An 18,241-nucleotide genomic window follows, 5' to 3' on the forward strand; every position below is an offset into this window, starting at 1 on the left:
AATTAAATAGTCCGGCGGTGATGGCGAGAAGGTCACACCCGTTCCCATACCGAACACGGAAGTTAAGCTTCTCAGCGCCGATGGTAGTTGGGGCACGCGCCCCTGTGAGAGTAGGACGCTGCCGGGCTGTTTTAATAAAACAATATTTTTCTATTATCGCGGGGTGGAGCAACGAGCGTTGCTTCAATGAATAAACTCCGAGTTGTCCCGACGCATTAGCTCCTCTGAATAAGCTGGTAGAGGAAGGGACAGTCCTTATGCATGGGGCATAGGAAAATTTTATATCTTATTATTATCGCGGGGTGGAGCAGTCCGGTAGCTCGTCGGGCTCATAACCCGAAGGTCGCAGGTTCAAATCCTGCCCCCGCAATCTGGTCTGGTAGTTCAGCTGGTTAGAATGCCTGCCTGTCACGCAGGAGGTCGCGGGTTCGAGTCCCGTCCAGACCGCCATCTTCAAAAAATAGTCAGCACGAAACGATGTTTCGGCTTTTTTTATGTTCGCTAACTAAAAGACTACATATCAAATACGTTCCCTTAGGAAACATCCTAAGGTTTTTTTGTATAAAAATAAGGTAAAATGAAGATAAAGATTTTTTACAGTAAAATAGGTGATTAGATGGCCCAGTATGAACTAAAAACAAATAATTCAGAGGAAACCAGTGAATTTGCAGAAAGAATTGCCGCCCATTTGCAGCCGGGTGATGTGATTGCCCTTGAAGGCGATTTAGGGGCAGGCAAAACTACTTTTACAAAAGGTATTGCTAAAGGTTTGGATATTAAGAGGACTGTTAACAGCCCCACTTTTACCATTATAAAAGAGTATCAGGGGAGGCTCCCTTTATATCATATGGATGTCTATCGGGTAGAAGATTCATTGGAGGATTTGGGATTTGATGAATACTTTGAAGGTCATGGTGTCACTGTAGTGGAATGGGCCCATGTCATCAAAGAGCAGCTGCCTAATGAGCTGTTAACGGTTTATTTATATCATCATGAAGGCGAACAGCGAACCATCGTCCTCATTCCCAAAGGCCGAAGATATGAGCAATTATGTAAGGAGATTTTTCAATGACGATTTTAGCGATCGATACTTCCAATAATCCGTTGGGGGTAGCGCTTTTACAGGAAGATCAAGTAATTGGTGAATATATTACCAATTTAAAAAAGAATCACTCCATTCGGATCATGCCGGCGATTCAGACACTCATGGAGGATTGTGAAAAGCAGCCGACAGATTTGACAAAAATTGTGGTCGCCAAGGGTCCAGGCTCTTATACTGGAGTAAGAATTGGCGTAACCATTGCGAAAACATTAGCGTGGTCGTTAAATATTCCTCTTGTCGGCATTTCCAGCCTGGAGGTATTGGCAGCCGCGCCGGCAAGACGCTTTGAAGGCTATGTGTCACCTATATTTGACGCTAGAAGGGGACAAGTCTATACAGGGTTGTACCGTTTTGAAAATGGTAGACTTACCACCGTTGAACCAGATCAGTTAGCAATGGCTGTAGATTGGGCACCCAAATTAGCGCAACTAGGCCAAGCTGTTTTGTTTGTCGGTAATGATGTGCCGCTTCATCGCAAGGTATTTGAAGAAAGATTGGGGTCAAAGGCGATTTTTGCAAATCCAACTGAACAAAATCCCCGTCCTGCTGAGCTAGCATGGTTAGGAAAAGATAAGCCGGGTGAGGATGTGCATACTTTTGTGCCTAACTATATTCGCTTAGCGGAGGCCGAAGCAAAGTGGCTGGAGAAACAAGGAAAAACTTTAAATGGATAGGAAATGAGAAATGGACGATTCATATGTATTTCGCTATATGCGAGAAGATGATATTGACCAGGTTTTAGAGGTGGAACATGCTTCTTTCACGCTGCCGTGGAGCAGGGAGGCTTTTTATAATGAATTACACAATAACCAATTTGCGGTTTACATTGTCATTGAACATGACAAAAGGGTAGTTGGTTACTGCGGAGCATGGATGATTGTGGATGAAGCACATGTGACGAATGTTGCCATCCTCCCGGAATATCGCGGAAAAAAACTTGGTGACGCGATGATGCGCTATTTAATGGAACTTGCCCGTCTTAAAGGAGTCCGGACAATGACACTGGAAGTGAGGGTGACGAATCATATCGCTCAATCGCTGTATCGAAAAATGGGATTCCAAAATGGCGGCATTCGGAAAAATTATTATTCGGATAATCAAGAAGACGCCTTAGTAATGTGGGTGAACGTATGAAAAAGGATTTGTTAATTTTAGGAATTGAAACAAGCTGCGATGAAACGGCAGCGGCGATTACAAAGAATGGCCGCGAAATTATCGCGAACGTTGTAGCATCGCAAATTGAAAGCCATAAACGCTTTGGAGGGGTTGTCCCGGAGATTGCCTCCAGACATCATGTTGAACAAATAACGATTGTGATCGAAGCGGCGCTTAAGCAGGCAAATGTCACAATGTCAGAAATTGATGCAATTGCTGTTACTGAAGGCCCGGGTTTGGTAGGTGCTCTCTTAATAGGGGTTAATGCGGCGAAAGCGCTGGCCTTTGCGCATCAAAAACCGCTTGTGCCAGTCCATCATATTGCCGGGCATATTTATGCCAATCGGCTGGTAACAGAACTGCAGTTTCCACTCTTAGCCCTGGTCGTCTCAGGGGGACATACAGAGCTGGTCTATATGAAGGAACATGGTCATTTTGAGGTGATTGGGGAAACGCGCGATGACGCTGCCGGCGAGGCCTATGACAAGGTAGCCAGGGTATTAAATATGCCGTATCCTGGGGGTCCGCATATTGATCGTTTGGCTCACGAAGGCAGCCCGGTGATTGATTTGCCACGGCCCTGGCTTGAAGGCTCTTATGACTTTAGCTTCAGCGGGTTAAAATCAGCTGTTATTAACACTGTCCACAATGCTGAGCAGCGCGGTGAAGCGATTGCCCCAGAGGATTTAGCTGCGAGCTTTCAGGCAAGTGTAGTCGATGTCTTAGTGAAAAAAACCGTCGATGCCGTTGCGGAATATGGAGTAAAACAGGTGTTAGTAGCCGGTGGGGTGGCCGCAAACAAAGGTCTTAGAAGTGCTTTAGAGGAAGCCTTTTCCGGCTTGGATGTGGAATTAGTGATACCGCCGTTATCATTTTGCACCGATAATGCTGCCATGATTGCGGCAGCCGGCAGTGTAATGTTTGAAAAAGGAGTCAGAGCGGATTTGTCTCTTAATGCGATTCCTGGACTTGAAATTGAGATATTTAATTAAAACTGGGCCCTCCTTTTTTTGGAGGGTTATTTTTTTAGCTAATAAGGAGGTATAAAATTTTCCTAAATTTTATACCTCCTTATGTCGCATAAATTCAACTACGCCTCTGCCTTCGTCCTTAAGGACTCGCCAGTCGACGAGTTTTCATTTAACCAATCGTTTAATTAAAACTGGCTAATGTGCCCTTAATTAAACGATTGATTAAATTGGAGAAAAACATAAAAAATGTGGATAAGTCGCTTATGTAATAATCCAATTGTGGGTAATTCATTCAATAATTGTGGATAATGTGGATAAAAACAGATATTTTTGTGGATAATGTGGAAAAGTTAAATCATGTTTATGAGTTAGCTATTCTTCATGTGGATAAAATTGTGGAAAAGATATTTTGAAGGTTACAGCATAATTTTTTATCATTAAAAAAAGCTGCCATACCAGAAAAGGCGGGTTCGGCAGCCGTCAAATAGATAAGTTATTCCGCCAGCTCAGCCCATTCATCCATTAACTGATCAAGCTGGGCCTTTGTCTTTTTATTGCTTTGGGTAATCTCCATTACCTTTTGATGATCCTGAAAAATCTCAGGATCGCATAAAAGCTGTTCATACTCTTGAATTTGCGCTTCCAATTCTTCAATTCGCTGTTCAATTTCTTCCAGCTTGCGTTTCCGCTGACGTTCCAGCTTCTTACTTTCCTTATCTTGTTGATAACTTACTTTTTCTGAACGGTCAGCAGCGGCAGCCTTTTTCTCGAGAGAGGCAAGCTCAATAGCAGCGAGTTCTTCCTGTTCCAATTTCTTCTCGACGTAATAATCATAATCTCCAAGAAACTCAGTGCTCCCCTCGTGGCTCAGCTCAATCACCTTCGTTGCAATCCGATTGATAAAATATCTGTCATGGGAAACAAATAAAAGTGTCCCTGGATAGTCGATTAAGGCATTTTCAAGGACTTCTTTGCTATCAAGATCAAGATGGTTTGTTGGTTCATCCAAGATTAGCAGATTGGCTTTTTCCATCATCAGCTTTGCTAAGGCCAGCCGTGCTTTTTCACCACCGCTCAGCGATGAGACATTTTTTAATACATCATCACCGGAAAAAAGAAAATTTCCAAGCACAGTGCGGATTTCCTTTTCTGGTTTAAGTGGGTATTCATCCCAAAGTTCGTTTAAGACCCGTTTGTTGGAAGTCAAGTTTGCCTGCTCCTGGTCATAATAACCAATCAATAAATTGGACCCATATAAAATTTCTCCGCCAAGCGGTTTTAGCTTTTTAATAATCGTCTTAAGCAGAGTGGACTTACCGATGCCGTTTGGGCCGACCAAAGCAATGCTGTCACCCCTAAATACGCGGAAAGAAATGTTCTCCGATACTTTCTCGCCATCATAACCGACTGCAAGGGAATTTACCGCTAATACATCGTTGCCACTTTGCTTTTCAATGTCAAATGAAAAATTGGCAGACTTTTCATCACCTAACGGACGGTCGATAACTTCCATTTTCTCTAGCCTTTTCCTCCGGCTTTGCGCCCGTTTCGTCGTTGTCGCCCGGGCGATATTGCGCTGGATAAAATCTTGCAGGGCAGCGATTTCTTGCTGCTGTTTTTCATATAGCTTCATGTCACGTTCAAAATTGGCTGCCTTCTGTTCTAAATAAGCACTATAATTGCCGCTAAACCGTTGGATGCGGTTGCGCGATAATTCGTACACCTGAGTGACCACTTTGTCCAAGAAATAGCGGTCGTGCGAAACAATTAAAATGGCCCCATCATACCCTTGTAAATATTGTTCAAGCCAGGAGAGCGTTTCGATATCCAGATGGTTGGTGGGCTCGTCCAATATTAAAATGTCCGGTTTCGTCAGCAGTAACTTACCTAACGCAAGCCGTGTTTTTTGACCGCCACTGAGGCTTGAGATCATCAATGAATGGTCATGAAAATTGAGTCCATGCAGCACGGAGCGAATATCCGCTTCAAATTGATAGCCGCCAAGTTCTTTAAACTGGATCTGTAAATGGTCATATTCATGAATAATTCGTTCGTACTTTGCCTGATGGTTAAAAATATCAGGATCAGCCATTTGCTCCTCAAGCTTGCGTAAAGATTTTTCCATCTTTCGAAGTGCTTCGAAGACACTCAACATTTCCTCCCAGATGGATAAATTGGATTCCAAACCGGTATTCTGGGCTAAATAGCCGATTGTTACCTCTTTCGGCTTGATGATCACGCCGCCATCATAAGACAGATGTCCAGCAATAATTTTCAATAATGTCGATTTACCTGCCCCGTTACGGCCGACGAGGGCGACGCGGTCCCGAGTTTGTAATTCTAGCTTTATATTCGATAAAATAAGGTCAGCACCATAATATTTTTGTAATTGATTAACTTGCAGTAAAATCATGTTCATTCACCTCTATACTTACAAATAGTGTACCTTATTCCCGAAAGGGCGGCAATACGAGCAAAAAAGCCGTAATTGGATAAAAAAATATACCGTTAGTTCAAAGTTTCACACACATCGACAAAAAAATATAGTATCATTTGGGAGGAGGTATTTATAATGGCTGAGTTTACTCATTTTAATGAAGAAGGAAGAGCAAAGATGGTGGACGTCAGCAATAAGCCGAAAACAGTCCGCACTGCTTTTGCTCATTCCAGTATTACCGTAAGTGAAGAAATTTACCAAAAAATAACGCATCATGAAATGAAAAAAGGCGATGTCTTGGCAGTTGCTCAAGTTGCTGCGGTAATGGCGGCCAAGAAAACCTGGGAGATCATTCCGATGTGCCACCCTATTCCGTTAACAGGGATAAATATTAGTTTTTCCTGGGAGCAAATTCAATTAAAACAATACCAGTTACATATTGCCGTATCTGTGAAAACAATCGGTAGCACGGGAGTTGAGATGGAAGCGTTAACAGCAGCCTCTGCGTGTGCTTTAACGGTCTATGACATGTGTAAAGCAGTGGATAAGGGTATGGTAATCGGACCAACTTATTTAGTGGAAAAAACCGGCGGTAAAAGTGGTGACTATAAAAGAACCGACCTGATTTGAACATGCAGCAATGGAGCTAATACTTGAAGCGGGGTGAAGGAGAGAATGTCGAATGAAACGACGAAGATTCCACAGGCAACAGCAAAGCGGCTACCGTTATATTATCGGTTTTTAAAAAATCTGCATTCTTCTGGTAAACAAAGGGTGTCGTCAGCAGAGTTAAGTGAAGCAGTGAAGGTTGATTCAGCTACAATTCGCAGGGATTTTTCCTATTTTGGTGCCCTCGGGAAAAAAGGATATGGCTATAATGTAAATTATTTATTATCCTTTTTTCGGAAAACTCTGGACCAGGATGAATTAACGAAAGTAGCCCTAATTGGTGTGGGTAATTTAGGAACTGCCTTTTTAAATTATAATTTTATGAAAAATAATAATACCAAAATCACCTGCGCCTTCGATGTTGACCCTGGAAAGGTTGGAACATTAATTGGTGATGTTCCAGTTTTTGCGATGGATGATTTAGAAAAACATTTAAACGAAGAAGAGATTTCGGTGGTTATTTTAACAGTACCGGCTCAGGTTGCCCAATTGATTACGGACCGTCTTGGCAACACGAATGTAAAGGGGATCCTGAACTTTACCCCGGCAAGATTAAATGTCGCCAAATCGATTCGCGTACATCACATTGACCTCGCAGTTGAACTGCAATCACTGGTGTACTTTTTGAAGCATTATCCGAATGTCGACGAAACCGAAGAATAGGAGAAAAAGCTTTTCTGATGATGATCAGGGAAGCTTTTTTTAATTGTCTAAGTGAAAGCATGGTGTCAGGCACTGCAACAGGTACATGAGGCCATGCGTTTATTTATTGATGGGATAGCAGAAAAGACAAAAAGGGAGGATCGTAGTTTGAAGCTGTCCGGAAGGGGACGATGATTTGGTGATAGCTGTGCGGGATAATTGGCAATCAGCCCTATTTTCCAAAAAACAGAAAATAAAATTTTATAGCGTAACAATGTTATGTTACACTGTAAAATAGAAAGGGGTTATCGAAAATGAGCGAGGAGTTAATTTCCAAAAAGGACTTATTGAGTTTAACCGGAATTTCGTATGGGCAGTTATACCGCTGGAAACGGAAGGATCTTATACCAGAGGAATGGTTTATCCGTAAATCAACATTTACAGGTCAAGAAACCTTTTTTCCCAAGGAAAGGATATTGGAACGGATTGAAAAAATTCAAACAATGAAGGAGAATTTGTCGCTGGATGAATTGGCAGATCTGTTATCACCAAATGTAACGGAAATTATTTTAACAAAGGATGAACTTATAAAACGTAACATTGTTTCAGAGACGGTTATGAATATTTACCAAGAAAGTGAGAGTGGCCATTTTCAGTTTGATTTTTCGAGGATTCTTGAGGCAAATGTATTGGAAAAACTGCTGCAATCAGGGGAGATCAATTTAGACGAAGGAAAAATGCTGCTTCAGCTTTTAAAGCTAAACCGCCCGCTAATTGAACAAAAACATGGGGAAATCGTCATCACGAGAAAGCTGGGGGTGTCCTCCTGTTTGCTGCTGATTAATGCTGAAAGTTTTCATTTTGAGTCTGGGACAAAGGTAGTTGCCAAGCTCTCGCTGTTAACCTGCATAGAGGAACTAAAGGCAAAATTATTTTAAATGTCGTGAAAAAACTGGAAATATCGGGTCATGCGGCGATTGGCGGCAGAGTAAAAGCTGAAGAAGTAAGGGTCAAGGGCATCTTGAAGGTGGCCAAGGACTGTGAAACGGAAATTTTTAAAGCAGAATCACAATTTATCATTGGTGGTTTGTTAAACGCAGAGCATATTGAGATTCAAATTTATGGTGAGTGTACAGCTAAGGAAATTGGCTACCAAACGATTAAGGTCAAATATGAGTCATTCCATTCAAGCGGCGGCTTTGAGATTAAAGGCCTATTAACCGCTGAAACTATTAATATTGCCTTAAGGTTCGGAAGCAGTAATGCTGAAGAAATCGGCGGCGGGAAAATTACTGTGAAACGGAAGAAAAACTCGTTGTTCCCGTTCGGAAAAGAGACTGGATCACTACAGACCAAAGTAATCGAAGGCGATGACATTTACCTGGAAAATACAACAGCGGACATTGTCAGAGGCAATAAAATAAAAATTGGCCCAGGCTGTATCATTGGAACGGTTGAATACAGGACGGACTTTCAACAAGACCCTGACTCAACAGTCAAAACGGTGTCAGGCACCAAGTAATTTTTCATATGTCCAGCTCGAGCGTCGAGCAACAAATGGCCGACCCGCTCCTACCTGCGTTAAGGAGCGGCCCTTGGTGATACGCTGCTTAACGGTTGCTTCCACATTTCTTGGTGCTTGACATGATACTTATTTTTTCAATTGATCCCTGAATTTGAAGTGAAAGGTGATCATTTTTAATCCTGACCCAATATCGAAGGTAGCCAAAATGACTAATAGATAGCTGAAAAAGCCCCAGCCGTTGGTCTGTACTTCCGTAATGGCAAAGTAGGTGAAAAGGGCGCCTAATAAAAAATAAATCAGGCCGGAAAACAAAGGTGAACGTCTCATAAAAATCCTCCGATAAAGTTTTGAATGGACTCAAGATCACGCTGCAATCTTTCAATATCATCGCGATAAACAGTTTGGACTAATACAACCAAAGTGTTCATCATTACATGTGCAAAGATTGGCACGATAATCCGATTGGTTTTAACATATAGGAACGCAAACGTCAGGCCCATTGCCGAATAAAGGATAATATGCTCAGGCTCCATATGCGCCAAAGCAAAGATAACCGAGCTGATAAGTGCTGAAATAATAAAATTAAAACGCCGATAAAGACTGCCAAAGATAATTTTGCGAAAGACAATTTCCTCTAAAATCGGGCCAATGATGCTTGTTACAATCATTGCCAGTGGAAAAATATCGATGATGTTCAGGATTTGCTGCGTATTTTCGGACCCCATATGAATCCCCAGCAGTTGCTCAATAATCGCAGCGGCATATTGCGAAAACAGTGCCAGGAAAAAGCCAGAAACCGCCCATATTATCGAGTGACCAATAGAACTGCCTTGGCCTGTCCCCTTTGGACCACGAGCATGGCTGTCTTTTCTTAAAATAAATAAAATAATGATCAGCGCAAGGGTAAAGCTGATGATGAGCCAAATAGGCAGCGCCATAACCCGGTCGATCTTCAATCCCCTGACAAGCAAAGGCATTCCAATGATGCCCGAAAACTGCATCGCGATATATACAATTAAGATAATCCAATATTCCTTCTTCAAAAATATAGTCTCCTTTATTATTCCTAAATCACGTTTTTTGCATCACTCTGTACTATTTTACCTTTAAAAATCATCCCATTCAATTTTGAGAACTCTTGGATAATTTTTATGTATAGAAAAGGAGGAATTTACCATACTTTATAAGGTGGAAAAAAGGATTTGATTGGTTAGATTTTTGGGGCTGTATAGTTCATCAATTAAAATACGGTTCACGAAAAAACACTCATATTTTTCTTTAAAATTTTGTGCATCAGACTTGCAAAAGACTTTTAGATTCATTATTATAATAATTGTGTTAGCACTCATTGATGTCGAGTGCTAATAATTGACTGAAAACACATATTTGAGGAGGTTGTTTTAAGTGTTAAAACCATTAGGTGATCGCATTATCATCCAACAAGTCGAAACTGAAGAAAAAACTGCCAGCGGTATCGTATTACCGGATTCAGCAAAAGAAAAGCCGCAGGAAGGAAAAGTGGTAGCTGTAGGTACTGGCCGTGTTCTTGACAATGGAGAACGCGTAGCACTTGAAGTTTCTGAGGGCGATCGGATTATCTTCTCAAAATACGCCGGTACTGAAGTCAAGTACGAAGGTACTGAATACTTAATTTTACGTGAAAGTGACATCTTGGCTATCATCGACTAATAAGAAAAAATCAGTAAACTTTTTAAACATATGAGGAGGTTTTTGAACAATGGCTAAAGAGATTAAATTTAGTGAAGACGCTCGCCGCGCGATGCTACGCGGTGTTGATACACTTGCAGATGCAGTAAAAGTAACTCTTGGACCTAAAGGACGCAACGTGGTTCTTGAGAAAAAATTCGGTTCACCGCTTATCACTAACGACGGTGTAACAATCGCGAAAGAAATTGAACTTGAAGATGCATTCGAAAACATGGGTGCAAAGCTTGTTGCCGAAGTAGCCAGCAAAACAAATGATGTTGCCGGTGACGGTACAACTACTGCAACCGTTCTTGCACAAGCAATGATTCGCGAAGGCTTAAAGAACGTAACTGCCGGTGCAAACCCAATGGGCATCCGTAAAGGGATCGAAAAAGCAGTTGCCACTGCGGTTACAGAATTAAAAGCTATTTCAAAACAAATCGAAGGCAAAGAATCCATTGCCCAAGTTGCTGCAATTTCTTCTGATGACAAAGAAGTTGGTGAATTAATCGCGGAAGCCATGGAGCGCGTTGGTAACGACGGTGTTATCACGATTGAAGAATCTAAAGGCTTCACAACTGAATTGGATGTTGTAGAAGGTATGCAATTTGACCGTGGCTACGCTTCCCCATACATGGTAACAAATACTGACAAAATGGAAGCTGAATTAGAAAATCCATACATCTTAATTACAGATAAGAAGATTTCCAGCATTCAAGAAATCCTGCCTGTACTTGAGCAAGTGGTCCAACAAGGCAAGCCATTATTGTTGATTGCTGAGGATGTAGAAGGTGAAGCACTTGCTACGCTAGTCGTAAACAAACTTCGTGGAACATTCAATGCTGTTGCTGTTAAGGCTCCTGGCTTTGGCGATCGTCGTAAAGCAATGCTTGAAGATATTGCTGCATTAACTGGTGGTCAAGTGATTACCGAAGAGCTTGGCCGTGACCTTAAATCAACAACAATTGATGCTCTAGGTCGTGCTTCTAAAGTTGTGGTTACAAAAGAAAACACAACGATCGTTGAAGGTGCAGGTTCTACTGAAGACATCCAAGCTCGTGTCAACCAAATCCGCGTTCAATTAGAAGAAACTACTTCTGAATTTGACAAGGAAAAATTACAAGAGCGCTTAGCTAAATTAGCTGGCGGTGTAGCCGTTATCAAAGTTGGTGCTGCCACTGAAACAGAATTAAAAGAACGCAAACTTCGCATCGAAGACGCTCTAAACGCTACTCGCGCTGCTGTTGAAGAAGGTATCGTATCCGGTGGTGGCGTTGCTCTTCTAAATGTATACAGCAAAGTGGCTGAACTCGAAGCAGATGGTGACGAAGCTACTGGTATCAAGATCGTTCTTCGTGCAATGGAAGAACCAATCCGCACAATTGCACAAAACGCTGGCCTTGAAGGTTCCGTCATCGTTGAGCGCTTAAAGCATGAAGAAGTTGGCGTAGGCTTCAACGCAGCTACTGGCGAATGGGTAAACATGATCGATGCTGGTATCGTTGACCCAACTAAGGTTACCCGTTCTGCACTGCAAAACGCTGCATCAGTTGCTGCTATGTTCTTAACCACTGAAGCAGTAGTTGCTGACAAGCCAGAACCACCAGCTGCAGGCCCTGCAATGCCTGACATGGGCGGCATGGGCGGCATGATGTAATCTGCCCCTCGAACCCTTGAAAAATAAGGATTTGTTGGTAAGATAAGAGTGGTTTGCTAACATAGAGGAAATTAACGGAGGCTTCTCATGAGTTCACCGAACTTTTGAGAGGCTTCTTTTTTCATTTCTTGGGTTACGTGGAGATAAACATTCTTTGTAACTTGGTCGTCGGTATGACCCAGCCGATCCATGATTTGTTCGAGAGAGACACCTGCCTGAGGTATATGAGTAGAATTTCTGATAAAATGGAAATAAGAAGTTATTATTCGCAAAGGGGGAGTATTAAATGTTATGGGAACAAGTTCGAAAAGCATATCCGGATAAATGGGTTGTCATTGAAGCCATTGCAGCGCACTCGGAGAGTAAGTTTCGGATAGTAGATGATATAGCTGTAATAGATTCTTTTGATGACTCAATGGACGCATTCCGTCGGCATCATGAATTACACAAGCAAAAGCCCAACCGTGAACTTTATTTTTTCCATACTTCTAGAGAAGATCTCGAGATACGCGAGAAAAAATGGACAGGACTTAGAAAAATATGATTAAGATAAAAGAACTATCAGAGTTACCATTTATAGAGGCTACTGTAACATTTCGTGGTCAAAGCTTGAAATTAGAAAATGTTTTACTTGATACTGGCTCTGCTGGAACCATCTTTAATGTGAATAAACTTGAAGAAATAGGGGTAAAACCAGAAGCGAATGATGTAACACAAACCATTCAAGGAGTCGTTGGACTTGAGTTTGTTTATATAAAAAATATAGATCAAATCTCTATTCATGATGAAATAGCAATCCAAAACTTCAATGTTGAATTGGGTTCAATGGATTACGGTCTTGAGATTGATGGTATTATCGGATACAATTTCATGAAGGAAGTCGGCCTTATTATTGACTTGCAAAGACTTACCATATCTATAAAGTAGGTCCTCTTGTTAGGAGACATTTTATTTTGTCCTTATTCCATTTAAGGATTTCGTTTACACAACAGTAACATTTTGTGGGTCTATGTACTTGAAAACAATTATTGCTTTCAAGTTTATTACTTTCTGTAGCTGCGAATTAAAGCGCTAAATTGGTCAGAGGCATTTTTTCTTCTATACTCTGTTCCCTGAAGATAAATTCTTCTAGTTATTAAATCGTCCTGGCCTAACCGATCCATAATCTCATCTATAGCTATTCCTGCCTGTGCAAGAAGAAAAGTGTGAGTATGGCGAAAGGAGTGTGGAGTAAGTGTTGGATTTAACTCACTAAGCTTTAATAACCTAGCCATTCTATTTCGCACAAATTTCATTAGTGTCTTTAATATTTAAACTATATAAAGTAAGAGACTTAAAAATCTTTAAGGGATGATAATCTGGGAATAAATACTGTCCTTTAGTAAGTACATCTAGGGATTTTTGATTATAACCTAATACTTTATACGTACTGCCTAAACATACATACGCATCTTTTAAAAGCTCATCTGGTAACCCTATCTGTATAGCCCTTTCGTAAAAAACAAGTGCCTTCTCTTCTAACCCCATAGCATCATGAGTTTGACCGCATTGAAAATTAATTTCAGCGTTCATTGGATGATCGTGGACTAGTTCAAGGAAAAGCAATTTTGATTTCTCCAATTCTCCTTCAGACCTGAGCTTCAATGCAAACTCCAACTTCTCTTTCATATTTCCAACTCCTGTCTAAAAGTTAATAGTTTTAATCATAAAGGCAAACTCATAGAAACTGTTCTAACAGTAAAGCCCAGTTTCTCGTATAATTTAATAGCTTTGTTTCCTGCAAAAGCACTTAGACGTACTTCAGAGTATCCATCTTGCTTTAAATGGTCAATCGCTGATTTCATTAAACGTCTAGAAATTCCATGTCCTCTGAATTCTTCTATAACAAATAGTTCATAAATAAACCCATTCAATTTATCGGTGAACTGGTCTTTACTTTCCCCTAAAAGAATCCAGCCCATTAATTTATCTCCTTCTGCTGCTATTAAGTAATAGCTTCCCTTATTCAGTAATGGTTTAACTAGTTGTTCGACTTTTTCATTAGTAGGTCTTACTTCACCTAATGTACCATCAAAAATTGCTTCTGGAGAAAGTGTCAAAATCTTTTTAAGTTCCGAATCGGTAGGTTTTCGAATATCCATTAATTTTATCAGTCCTTTCAATATTCATTACCAATATTGTACAATATTCTAGACAATATATTCCGCAATCTTACTCAACCAAAATGTCCAATTCAAAAGAACGCCCTTCATAGGCGCCATATTGTTAAAGATTAAAGGGGGACTGACCCCTTATTTTAAGTTAATTGGACTAATTAGAAAGCCCCTTAAAAAGTAGTTGACCCAGTTTCATGTGTTTAATTTAAGCGTATGCGTGATACAATGGAAAAAATAAATATGAAATGAAAAAGATGACCAGTAAGGAGTTACTGTGGCTTTTGATGTTGTCAGGGGTGGACTCTGTGTGAAGGGAGTATAAAATGGTAGTAAATAAAAACAAAAATCAAACGAATAAAATCATAGGAATAGCTTCATTAAAGGAAGGACTATCCACATTAAAAATGGCAGATCTTCAAGACATCCGAAAAAAACAGCAAATTAAAAATATAAGCTCCTTGAAAAAGGCGGAGTTAATTGAATATTTGGCGGAGGCAATCCCGTTTCTTCTAAGAATTATTATCAGCGGATTCGATGAGCGACGATTGTTTTTAATAAAAAATATCATAGCTAATAATGGAGTGATTAGTGCAAAAAATGTAGAAATCGAGGAGATGGAGTATTTCCATAAAACTGGTTTTATGTTTACTGGGTTTCGGAATGGTGATCCGATCGTTATGATTCCTTTGGAATTATTGCCTTCTCTAGGAGAGATCGTTCAAGACGAAACGATACTTGCGAATGTTTTGCGGAATACGGAATGGATTAAGATCACCCGCGGATTACTCTATTATTATGGAACAGTGCCGCATGACAAGCTAGTGGATTTGGTTGAGAAATATATGCCCATTCGCCCAGATTACCTTGCCTTCAATTATGCTATTTTTGATGCGATGGAATACTACCAGGAAATTTACATTGACAGGTACGGCTATTCTTACTGGGAAGTGCTAGACCCTTTAGTTGTTTTAGAGGAGCAGGCATCTAGAAAGAACCTGGACTACTATCCATTCACGAAGAAACAGCTGCTTGAAGCAGGTGAAACGGACTTTGTGGAGCATCCAAAGGGTTATTCTCAACTTGTGTCGCTATTTACGCAGGAGTATCGGATGCCAAAACAAGAGGCGACGGAGCTTGTTGAGGATTTTGTTATCCACGTGAAATTAGGTCATCAGCCTAGTCAGCTTCTTCAATATTTGCAGACGCAACTGACATTCGAAAGTTTAGAAGCTGTCCAGAGACTAATGGATGCTCTTGTTCTTCTTATGAATAATACGAGGCAATGGTATTTAAAGGGATATACTTCAGAAGAGCTATTCAAGCAGGAGAAGAACGCATTACGGCTCTTGCCCAATAAAAAAAGAGAGGTCATTAGTTTCCAAACTGGTCAAAAGGTTGGCAGAAATGACCCTTGTCCATGTGGGAGCGGGAAAAAATTTAAGAAATGTTGTGGGAATTGAAAATCTAGACGTAAAAAATGCTAAAAGTTTTTGCTTTTGGAAAGTTGAGAAGAGGCAGACCAAAAAAATGTAGGCAAAATCAAAGATGTTTTGTTCCAAAAGTCAATATTTTCTTAGTGGGACGGACAAAAGGATATTATACATGAAGTTAATATTGCAGAATATCTTTCACAATTTATGGTCTTTAAAACACAGTTTGATGTTAATGAAATGGAGGTAGTGAACGATGGACCCATTGAAGGAAATACGCTGGAAACAGCGATTTGAAAACTTTGAAAAGTCATTTAAGCTATTAGAAAAATATTCACAGCAAGAGATTCAAACGGAATTAGAACGGGCAGGAATCATTCAATTTTTTGAAATGACGTTTGAATTAGCTTGGAAGGTACTTAAAGATTATTTAGAGGCACAAGGATATGAAGTGAAAAGCCCAAGAGACACGATTAAGCTGGCTTTTCAGATAGGATTATTAGAGGATGGTCATGTTTGGATTGATGCTCTTTCAAGCAGGAATTTAACCTCTCACACATATGATGAAGCTGTGGCGGAAAAGCTGATAGGAGATATCAGGAAGCTTTATTACCCAGCTCTGAAAGCTATATATCAAAAACTGTTAGAGGGATGATGCAAATGTTTGGTTTATTAGAGCGGGATTTGGAATTTTTACTTAAAGCTTTTTCTAGTTTTAAAGAAGTGGAGAAAGCAGTGCTTTTTGGAAGTAGGGCAATGGGAAATTATAAAAAGGGATCTGATGTGGATATCGCCATTATTGGTGAAGATGTAACTAGGAAAACATTATACGGTCTCTATGATCTTTTAAATGAAGAATATCCGCTTCCTTATTTCTTTGATATTCTAATTTATGACGAGATTTCGAATCCGAAATTACGCGAACATATTGAAAGTGTTGGTCAAGTCATTTATCAAAGAAAAGAATAGGTAAACACAACTATATCTGAGCTAAAAAGTCTGGCAGCACGTTTTAAGTCACATTGAGCAAGGTTAGATGCGAAACGTCATATAGAGGCATATGATAATGCCGAATCATATTGGTTTGAGAGAGAGAAAGATGAATTGATTATTACGAACTTTGATGAATATGATGAAAAGCAAGCTTGGAAAGAATCAATAGGGTTAATGGAATTTAAACATGCTTTTGTTAAAGAAGTCTTAAATTATTTGGAAAAATTAGTCCATCGTTTCCCTGAAGCTATTAGTAGTGAATCATACTCACTTATGAAGGATTCTTTAAATAAATTAGTTTGATTAAAAGAGGCTGACCCAAAAGGTCGTTAAAAACGATTTTTTAGGGTCCAGCCTTTTTCTTTATTCATCGATCACACCAGATGGTTGTACCTCTAACTCTATTACGGTTTCGCCTTCAATTAAAGCTGGTTGATAATAGTATTCGTTTGGTAAATCCTTTCTCCCCTGTAATTTCTTGATAATCCAATCAGCTGCATCACGTCCCATTTGTTCTTGCGGATGCGTCAATGTCGTAAGTTTGATATGAGCATTTTTGGCAATATAGGAATTGTCTTGACCAATAATTGACAATTGTTCCGGAATGGAAATATTAAGTTGTCTGCATACATTTGCCACTTCCAACGCAACCTCGTCGTTGTAGCAAACAATGGCAGTCAACACGGCTCTATTTTGATTTAGGAACTCCTTCAAGTTAGTGGATAGGTCTCGCTTCGTCTCTGTATCATAAGAAAGTATATACTCTGGTTGAAATCGTAATTTGGCTTCCCCAAGCGCTTTTATATACCCCTTCATTCGATATTTTCCTTGCAAATCATCTTTTTTTGAAATGAGTCCAATTTGAGAATGCCCTTTCGAAATTAATTCTTTTGTTGCAATATAGCTGGACTGTACGTCATCGAGACAAAGAAAAGGAACATCTAATTCCTCATAATAAGCGTTGATCATAATGAATGGCACATCCTGTTCTTTGAACGATAGATAGTAAGCAATATTGGGATTGTATAAATTGCTTTTCGTGGGTTCCACAATCAAACCATCCACACCAAATGCCAGCATCATCTCCAAAGCTTTTTTTTCTTGTTCAACATTATTATTTGTACTGGCTAATAGTAACGAATAATTATCTTCATTCAATCTCCCTTCAATTCCCCTAATAATGGAAGGGAAAATGTAATCAGAAATGTAGGTCGTGATGACACCAATTGTTTTTTTATTAGAACTTCCTCCTGCTTTTAATTGATATTGGTTGCTGACATATGTGCCGGATCCCTTTTCACTTCTTAAGAATCCCTCTTTTGATAGTTCCAAAATGGCCTTACGAACAGTGTGACGGCTAACCTTGTACTTTTCTTGAAGAGCAGACTCGGTAGGTATTTGTCCTCCTATGCTATAATCTCCTGAGAGAATTTTACTTTTTATATCATCAATTATGATCTGATACTTAGGTTTCATGCAATTCACTCCTTTCATAGTTGTTCGCGTTCTAATTTCATCACATAAAATATTTGTATGGATATATTGTACCATGACTTTAAATAAATTAAAATAATAACCCTTATTTCCATACAAATTTCCAACCCCAGGGACCATTTCCTTTTTTTACCCCACTTTTTTCTTTTGTCACATGATTCCTTTTAAAATCAACCTTATGAGAGTAAAGGGTTAAATTATATCTGTGACATTTGTATGTACATATAATAATATTATTGACATATGTACGTACAGAAAATATACTAAGGGTGTTAAAGTTAAGTGAAAAGGAAAGCGCCTCCT

The 18,241-nt window shown here is 39.9% G+C and carries 23 protein-coding genes, 2 tRNA genes and 1 rRNA gene; 19 read left to right on the forward strand and 7 right to left on the reverse strand.

The window, feature by feature from the left end:
• The first annotated feature begins 10 nt into the window (after positions 1–10).
• From rrf to tsaD, 7 genes are all read left to right on the forward strand, one after another.
• A 5S ribosomal RNA gene (rrf, locus tag JK635_RS14735) occupies positions 11–127 on the forward strand.
• Between the two features lie 169 nt (positions 128–296).
• Positions 297–370: transfer RNA gene (locus tag JK635_RS14740), tRNA-Met, on the forward strand.
• A gap of 3 nt (positions 371–373) precedes the next feature.
• Positions 374–450 (forward strand) — tRNA-Asp (locus JK635_RS14745).
• 166 nt (positions 451–616) lie between these two features.
• A complete protein-coding gene (tsaE, locus tag JK635_RS14750) occupies positions 617–1,072 on the forward strand; it encodes a tRNA (adenosine(37)-N6)-threonylcarbamoyltransferase complex ATPase subunit type 1 TsaE (protein ID WP_202654713.1) in 456 nt (151 codons plus the stop codon).
• Positions 1,069–1,776 carry a tRNA (adenosine(37)-N6)-threonylcarbamoyltransferase complex dimerization subunit type 1 TsaB gene (gene tsaB / locus JK635_RS14755; RefSeq protein ID WP_202654714.1) on the forward strand — a complete coding sequence of 236 codons (708 nt, stop codon included), beginning with the start codon at positions 1,069–1,071 and terminating at the stop codon, positions 1,774–1,776. The genes tsaE and tsaB overlap by 4 nt, the downstream gene beginning before the upstream one ends.
• A gap of 10 nt (positions 1,777–1,786) precedes the next feature.
• Positions 1,787–2,236 carry a ribosomal protein S18-alanine N-acetyltransferase gene (rimI, locus tag JK635_RS14760; RefSeq protein WP_202654715.1) on the forward strand — a complete coding sequence of 150 codons (450 nt, stop codon included), beginning with the start codon at positions 1,787–1,789 and terminating at the stop codon, positions 2,234–2,236.
• Positions 2,233–3,249: a tRNA (adenosine(37)-N6)-threonylcarbamoyltransferase complex transferase subunit TsaD gene (tsaD, locus tag JK635_RS14765; protein WP_202654716.1), complete on the forward strand. Its 1,017-nt coding sequence runs from the start codon at positions 2,233–2,235 to the stop codon at positions 3,247–3,249. Before rimI ends, tsaD begins: the two co-directional genes overlap by 4 nt.
• A 472-nt stretch (positions 3,250–3,721) precedes the next feature.
• On the opposite strand, the gene JK635_RS14770 is transcribed toward tsaD, so the two are convergent.
• A complete protein-coding gene (locus tag JK635_RS14770; RefSeq protein ID WP_202654717.1) occupies positions 3,722–5,641 on the reverse strand; it encodes an ABC-F family ATP-binding cassette domain-containing protein in 1,920 nt (639 codons plus the stop codon).
• 159 nt (positions 5,642–5,800) lie between these two features.
• On the opposite strand from JK635_RS14770, the gene moaC reads away from it, so the two are divergent.
• From moaC to JK635_RS14790, 4 genes are all read left to right on the forward strand, one after another.
• Complete coding sequence (gene moaC / locus JK635_RS14775; protein ID WP_202654718.1) at positions 5,801–6,295, forward strand: cyclic pyranopterin monophosphate synthase MoaC; 495 nt, start codon at positions 5,801–5,803, stop codon at positions 6,293–6,295.
• A gap of 45 nt (positions 6,296–6,340) precedes the next feature.
• A complete protein-coding gene (locus JK635_RS14780) occupies positions 6,341–6,997 on the forward strand; it encodes a redox-sensing transcriptional repressor Rex (RefSeq protein WP_202654719.1) in 657 nt (218 codons plus the stop codon).
• Positions 6,998–7,290: 293 nt separating this feature from the next.
• Complete coding sequence (locus JK635_RS14785; RefSeq protein ID WP_202654720.1) at positions 7,291–7,914, forward strand: YhbD family protein; 624 nt, start codon at positions 7,291–7,293, stop codon at positions 7,912–7,914.
• 5 nt (positions 7,915–7,919) lie between these two features.
• Entirely contained in the window at positions 7,920–8,498 is a 579-nt protein-coding gene (locus JK635_RS14790; protein WP_202654721.1) for a cytoplasmic protein, read from the forward strand.
• 129 nt (positions 8,499–8,627) lie between these two features.
• Here JK635_RS14790 and JK635_RS14795 read toward each other — a convergent pair whose 3' ends face one another.
• Positions 8,628–8,828: a YdiK family protein gene (locus tag JK635_RS14795; RefSeq protein ID WP_202654722.1), complete on the reverse strand. Its 201-nt coding sequence runs from the start codon at positions 8,826–8,828 to the stop codon at positions 8,628–8,630.
• Positions 8,825–9,544 (reverse strand): CPBP family intramembrane glutamic endopeptidase, encoded by a 720-nt coding sequence (locus JK635_RS14800; RefSeq protein ID WP_202654723.1) that lies wholly within the window; start codon positions 9,542–9,544, stop codon positions 8,825–8,827. The genes JK635_RS14795 and JK635_RS14800 overlap by 4 nt, the downstream gene beginning before the upstream one ends.
• 361 nt (positions 9,545–9,905) lie before the next feature.
• On the opposite strand from JK635_RS14800, the gene groES reads away from it, so the two are divergent.
• The 4 genes from groES (at position 9,906) to JK635_RS14820 (ending at position 12,792) form a co-directional block, all read left to right on the forward strand.
• Positions 9,906–10,190, forward strand: a complete 285-nt coding sequence (gene groES, locus JK635_RS14805) for a co-chaperone GroES (RefSeq protein ID WP_202654724.1) — start codon at positions 9,906–9,908, stop codon at positions 10,188–10,190.
• A gap of 49 nt (positions 10,191–10,239) precedes the next feature.
• On the forward strand, positions 10,240–11,865 hold the full coding sequence (gene groL / locus JK635_RS14810) for a chaperonin GroEL (RefSeq protein WP_202654725.1): 1,626 nt from the start codon (positions 10,240–10,242) through the stop codon (positions 11,863–11,865).
• Between the two features lie 286 nt (positions 11,866–12,151).
• A complete protein-coding gene (locus tag JK635_RS14815) occupies positions 12,152–12,409 on the forward strand; it encodes a hypothetical protein (RefSeq protein ID WP_202654726.1) in 258 nt (85 codons plus the stop codon).
• Positions 12,406–12,792 (forward strand): retropepsin-like aspartic protease, encoded by a 387-nt coding sequence (locus JK635_RS14820; protein ID WP_202654727.1) that lies wholly within the window; start codon positions 12,406–12,408, stop codon positions 12,790–12,792. Before JK635_RS14815 ends, JK635_RS14820 begins: the two co-directional genes overlap by 4 nt.
• 116 nt (positions 12,793–12,908) lie before the next feature.
• Here JK635_RS14820 and JK635_RS14825 read toward each other — a convergent pair whose 3' ends face one another.
• Genes JK635_RS14825 through JK635_RS14835 form a run of 3 tightly spaced genes read right to left on the reverse strand, consistent with a single transcriptional unit; the run spans position 12,909 to position 14,006 of the window.
• Complete coding sequence (locus tag JK635_RS14825) at positions 12,909–13,160, reverse strand: tyrosine-type recombinase/integrase (RefSeq protein WP_202654728.1); 252 nt, start codon at positions 13,158–13,160, stop codon at positions 12,909–12,911.
• A complete protein-coding gene (locus JK635_RS14830) occupies positions 13,141–13,533 on the reverse strand; it encodes a tetratricopeptide repeat protein (protein WP_202654729.1) in 393 nt (130 codons plus the stop codon). The genes JK635_RS14825 and JK635_RS14830 overlap by 20 nt, the downstream gene beginning before the upstream one ends.
• A 35-nt stretch (positions 13,534–13,568) precedes the next feature.
• Positions 13,569–14,006: a GNAT family N-acetyltransferase gene (locus tag JK635_RS14835; protein WP_202654730.1), complete on the reverse strand. Its 438-nt coding sequence runs from the start codon at positions 14,004–14,006 to the stop codon at positions 13,569–13,571.
• Positions 14,007–14,344: 338 nt separating this feature from the next.
• Here JK635_RS14835 and JK635_RS14840 point away from each other — a divergent pair, with 338 nt between their 5' ends.
• From JK635_RS14840 to JK635_RS14855, 4 genes are all read left to right on the forward strand, one after another.
• A complete protein-coding gene (locus JK635_RS14840; protein ID WP_202654731.1) occupies positions 14,345–15,481 on the forward strand; it encodes an SEC-C metal-binding domain-containing protein in 1,137 nt (378 codons plus the stop codon).
• Between the two features lie 226 nt (positions 15,482–15,707).
• Positions 15,708–16,106: a nucleotidyltransferase substrate binding protein gene (locus tag JK635_RS14845; RefSeq protein WP_202654732.1), complete on the forward strand. Its 399-nt coding sequence runs from the start codon at positions 15,708–15,710 to the stop codon at positions 16,104–16,106.
• Positions 16,107–16,111: 5 nt separating this feature from the next.
• A complete protein-coding gene (locus JK635_RS14850; RefSeq protein WP_202654733.1) occupies positions 16,112–16,420 on the forward strand; it encodes a nucleotidyltransferase domain-containing protein in 309 nt (102 codons plus the stop codon).
• A 135-nt stretch (positions 16,421–16,555) separates the two neighbouring features.
• Positions 16,556–16,747, forward strand: coding sequence for a hypothetical protein (locus JK635_RS14855; protein ID WP_202654734.1), 192 nt, complete (start codon positions 16,556–16,558; stop codon positions 16,745–16,747).
• A 60-nt stretch (positions 16,748–16,807) separates the two neighbouring features.
• Here JK635_RS14855 and JK635_RS14860 read toward each other — a convergent pair whose 3' ends face one another.
• Entirely contained in the window at positions 16,808–17,920 is a 1,113-nt protein-coding gene (locus JK635_RS14860; RefSeq protein ID WP_202654789.1) for a GntR family transcriptional regulator, read from the reverse strand.
• Positions 17,921–18,241: the final 321 nt, after the last annotated feature.

This window comes from Neobacillus paridis, from assembly GCF_016765675.1.
Taxonomy (GTDB): Bacteria; Bacillota; Bacilli; order Bacillales; family Cytobacillaceae; genus Neobacillus; species Neobacillus paridis.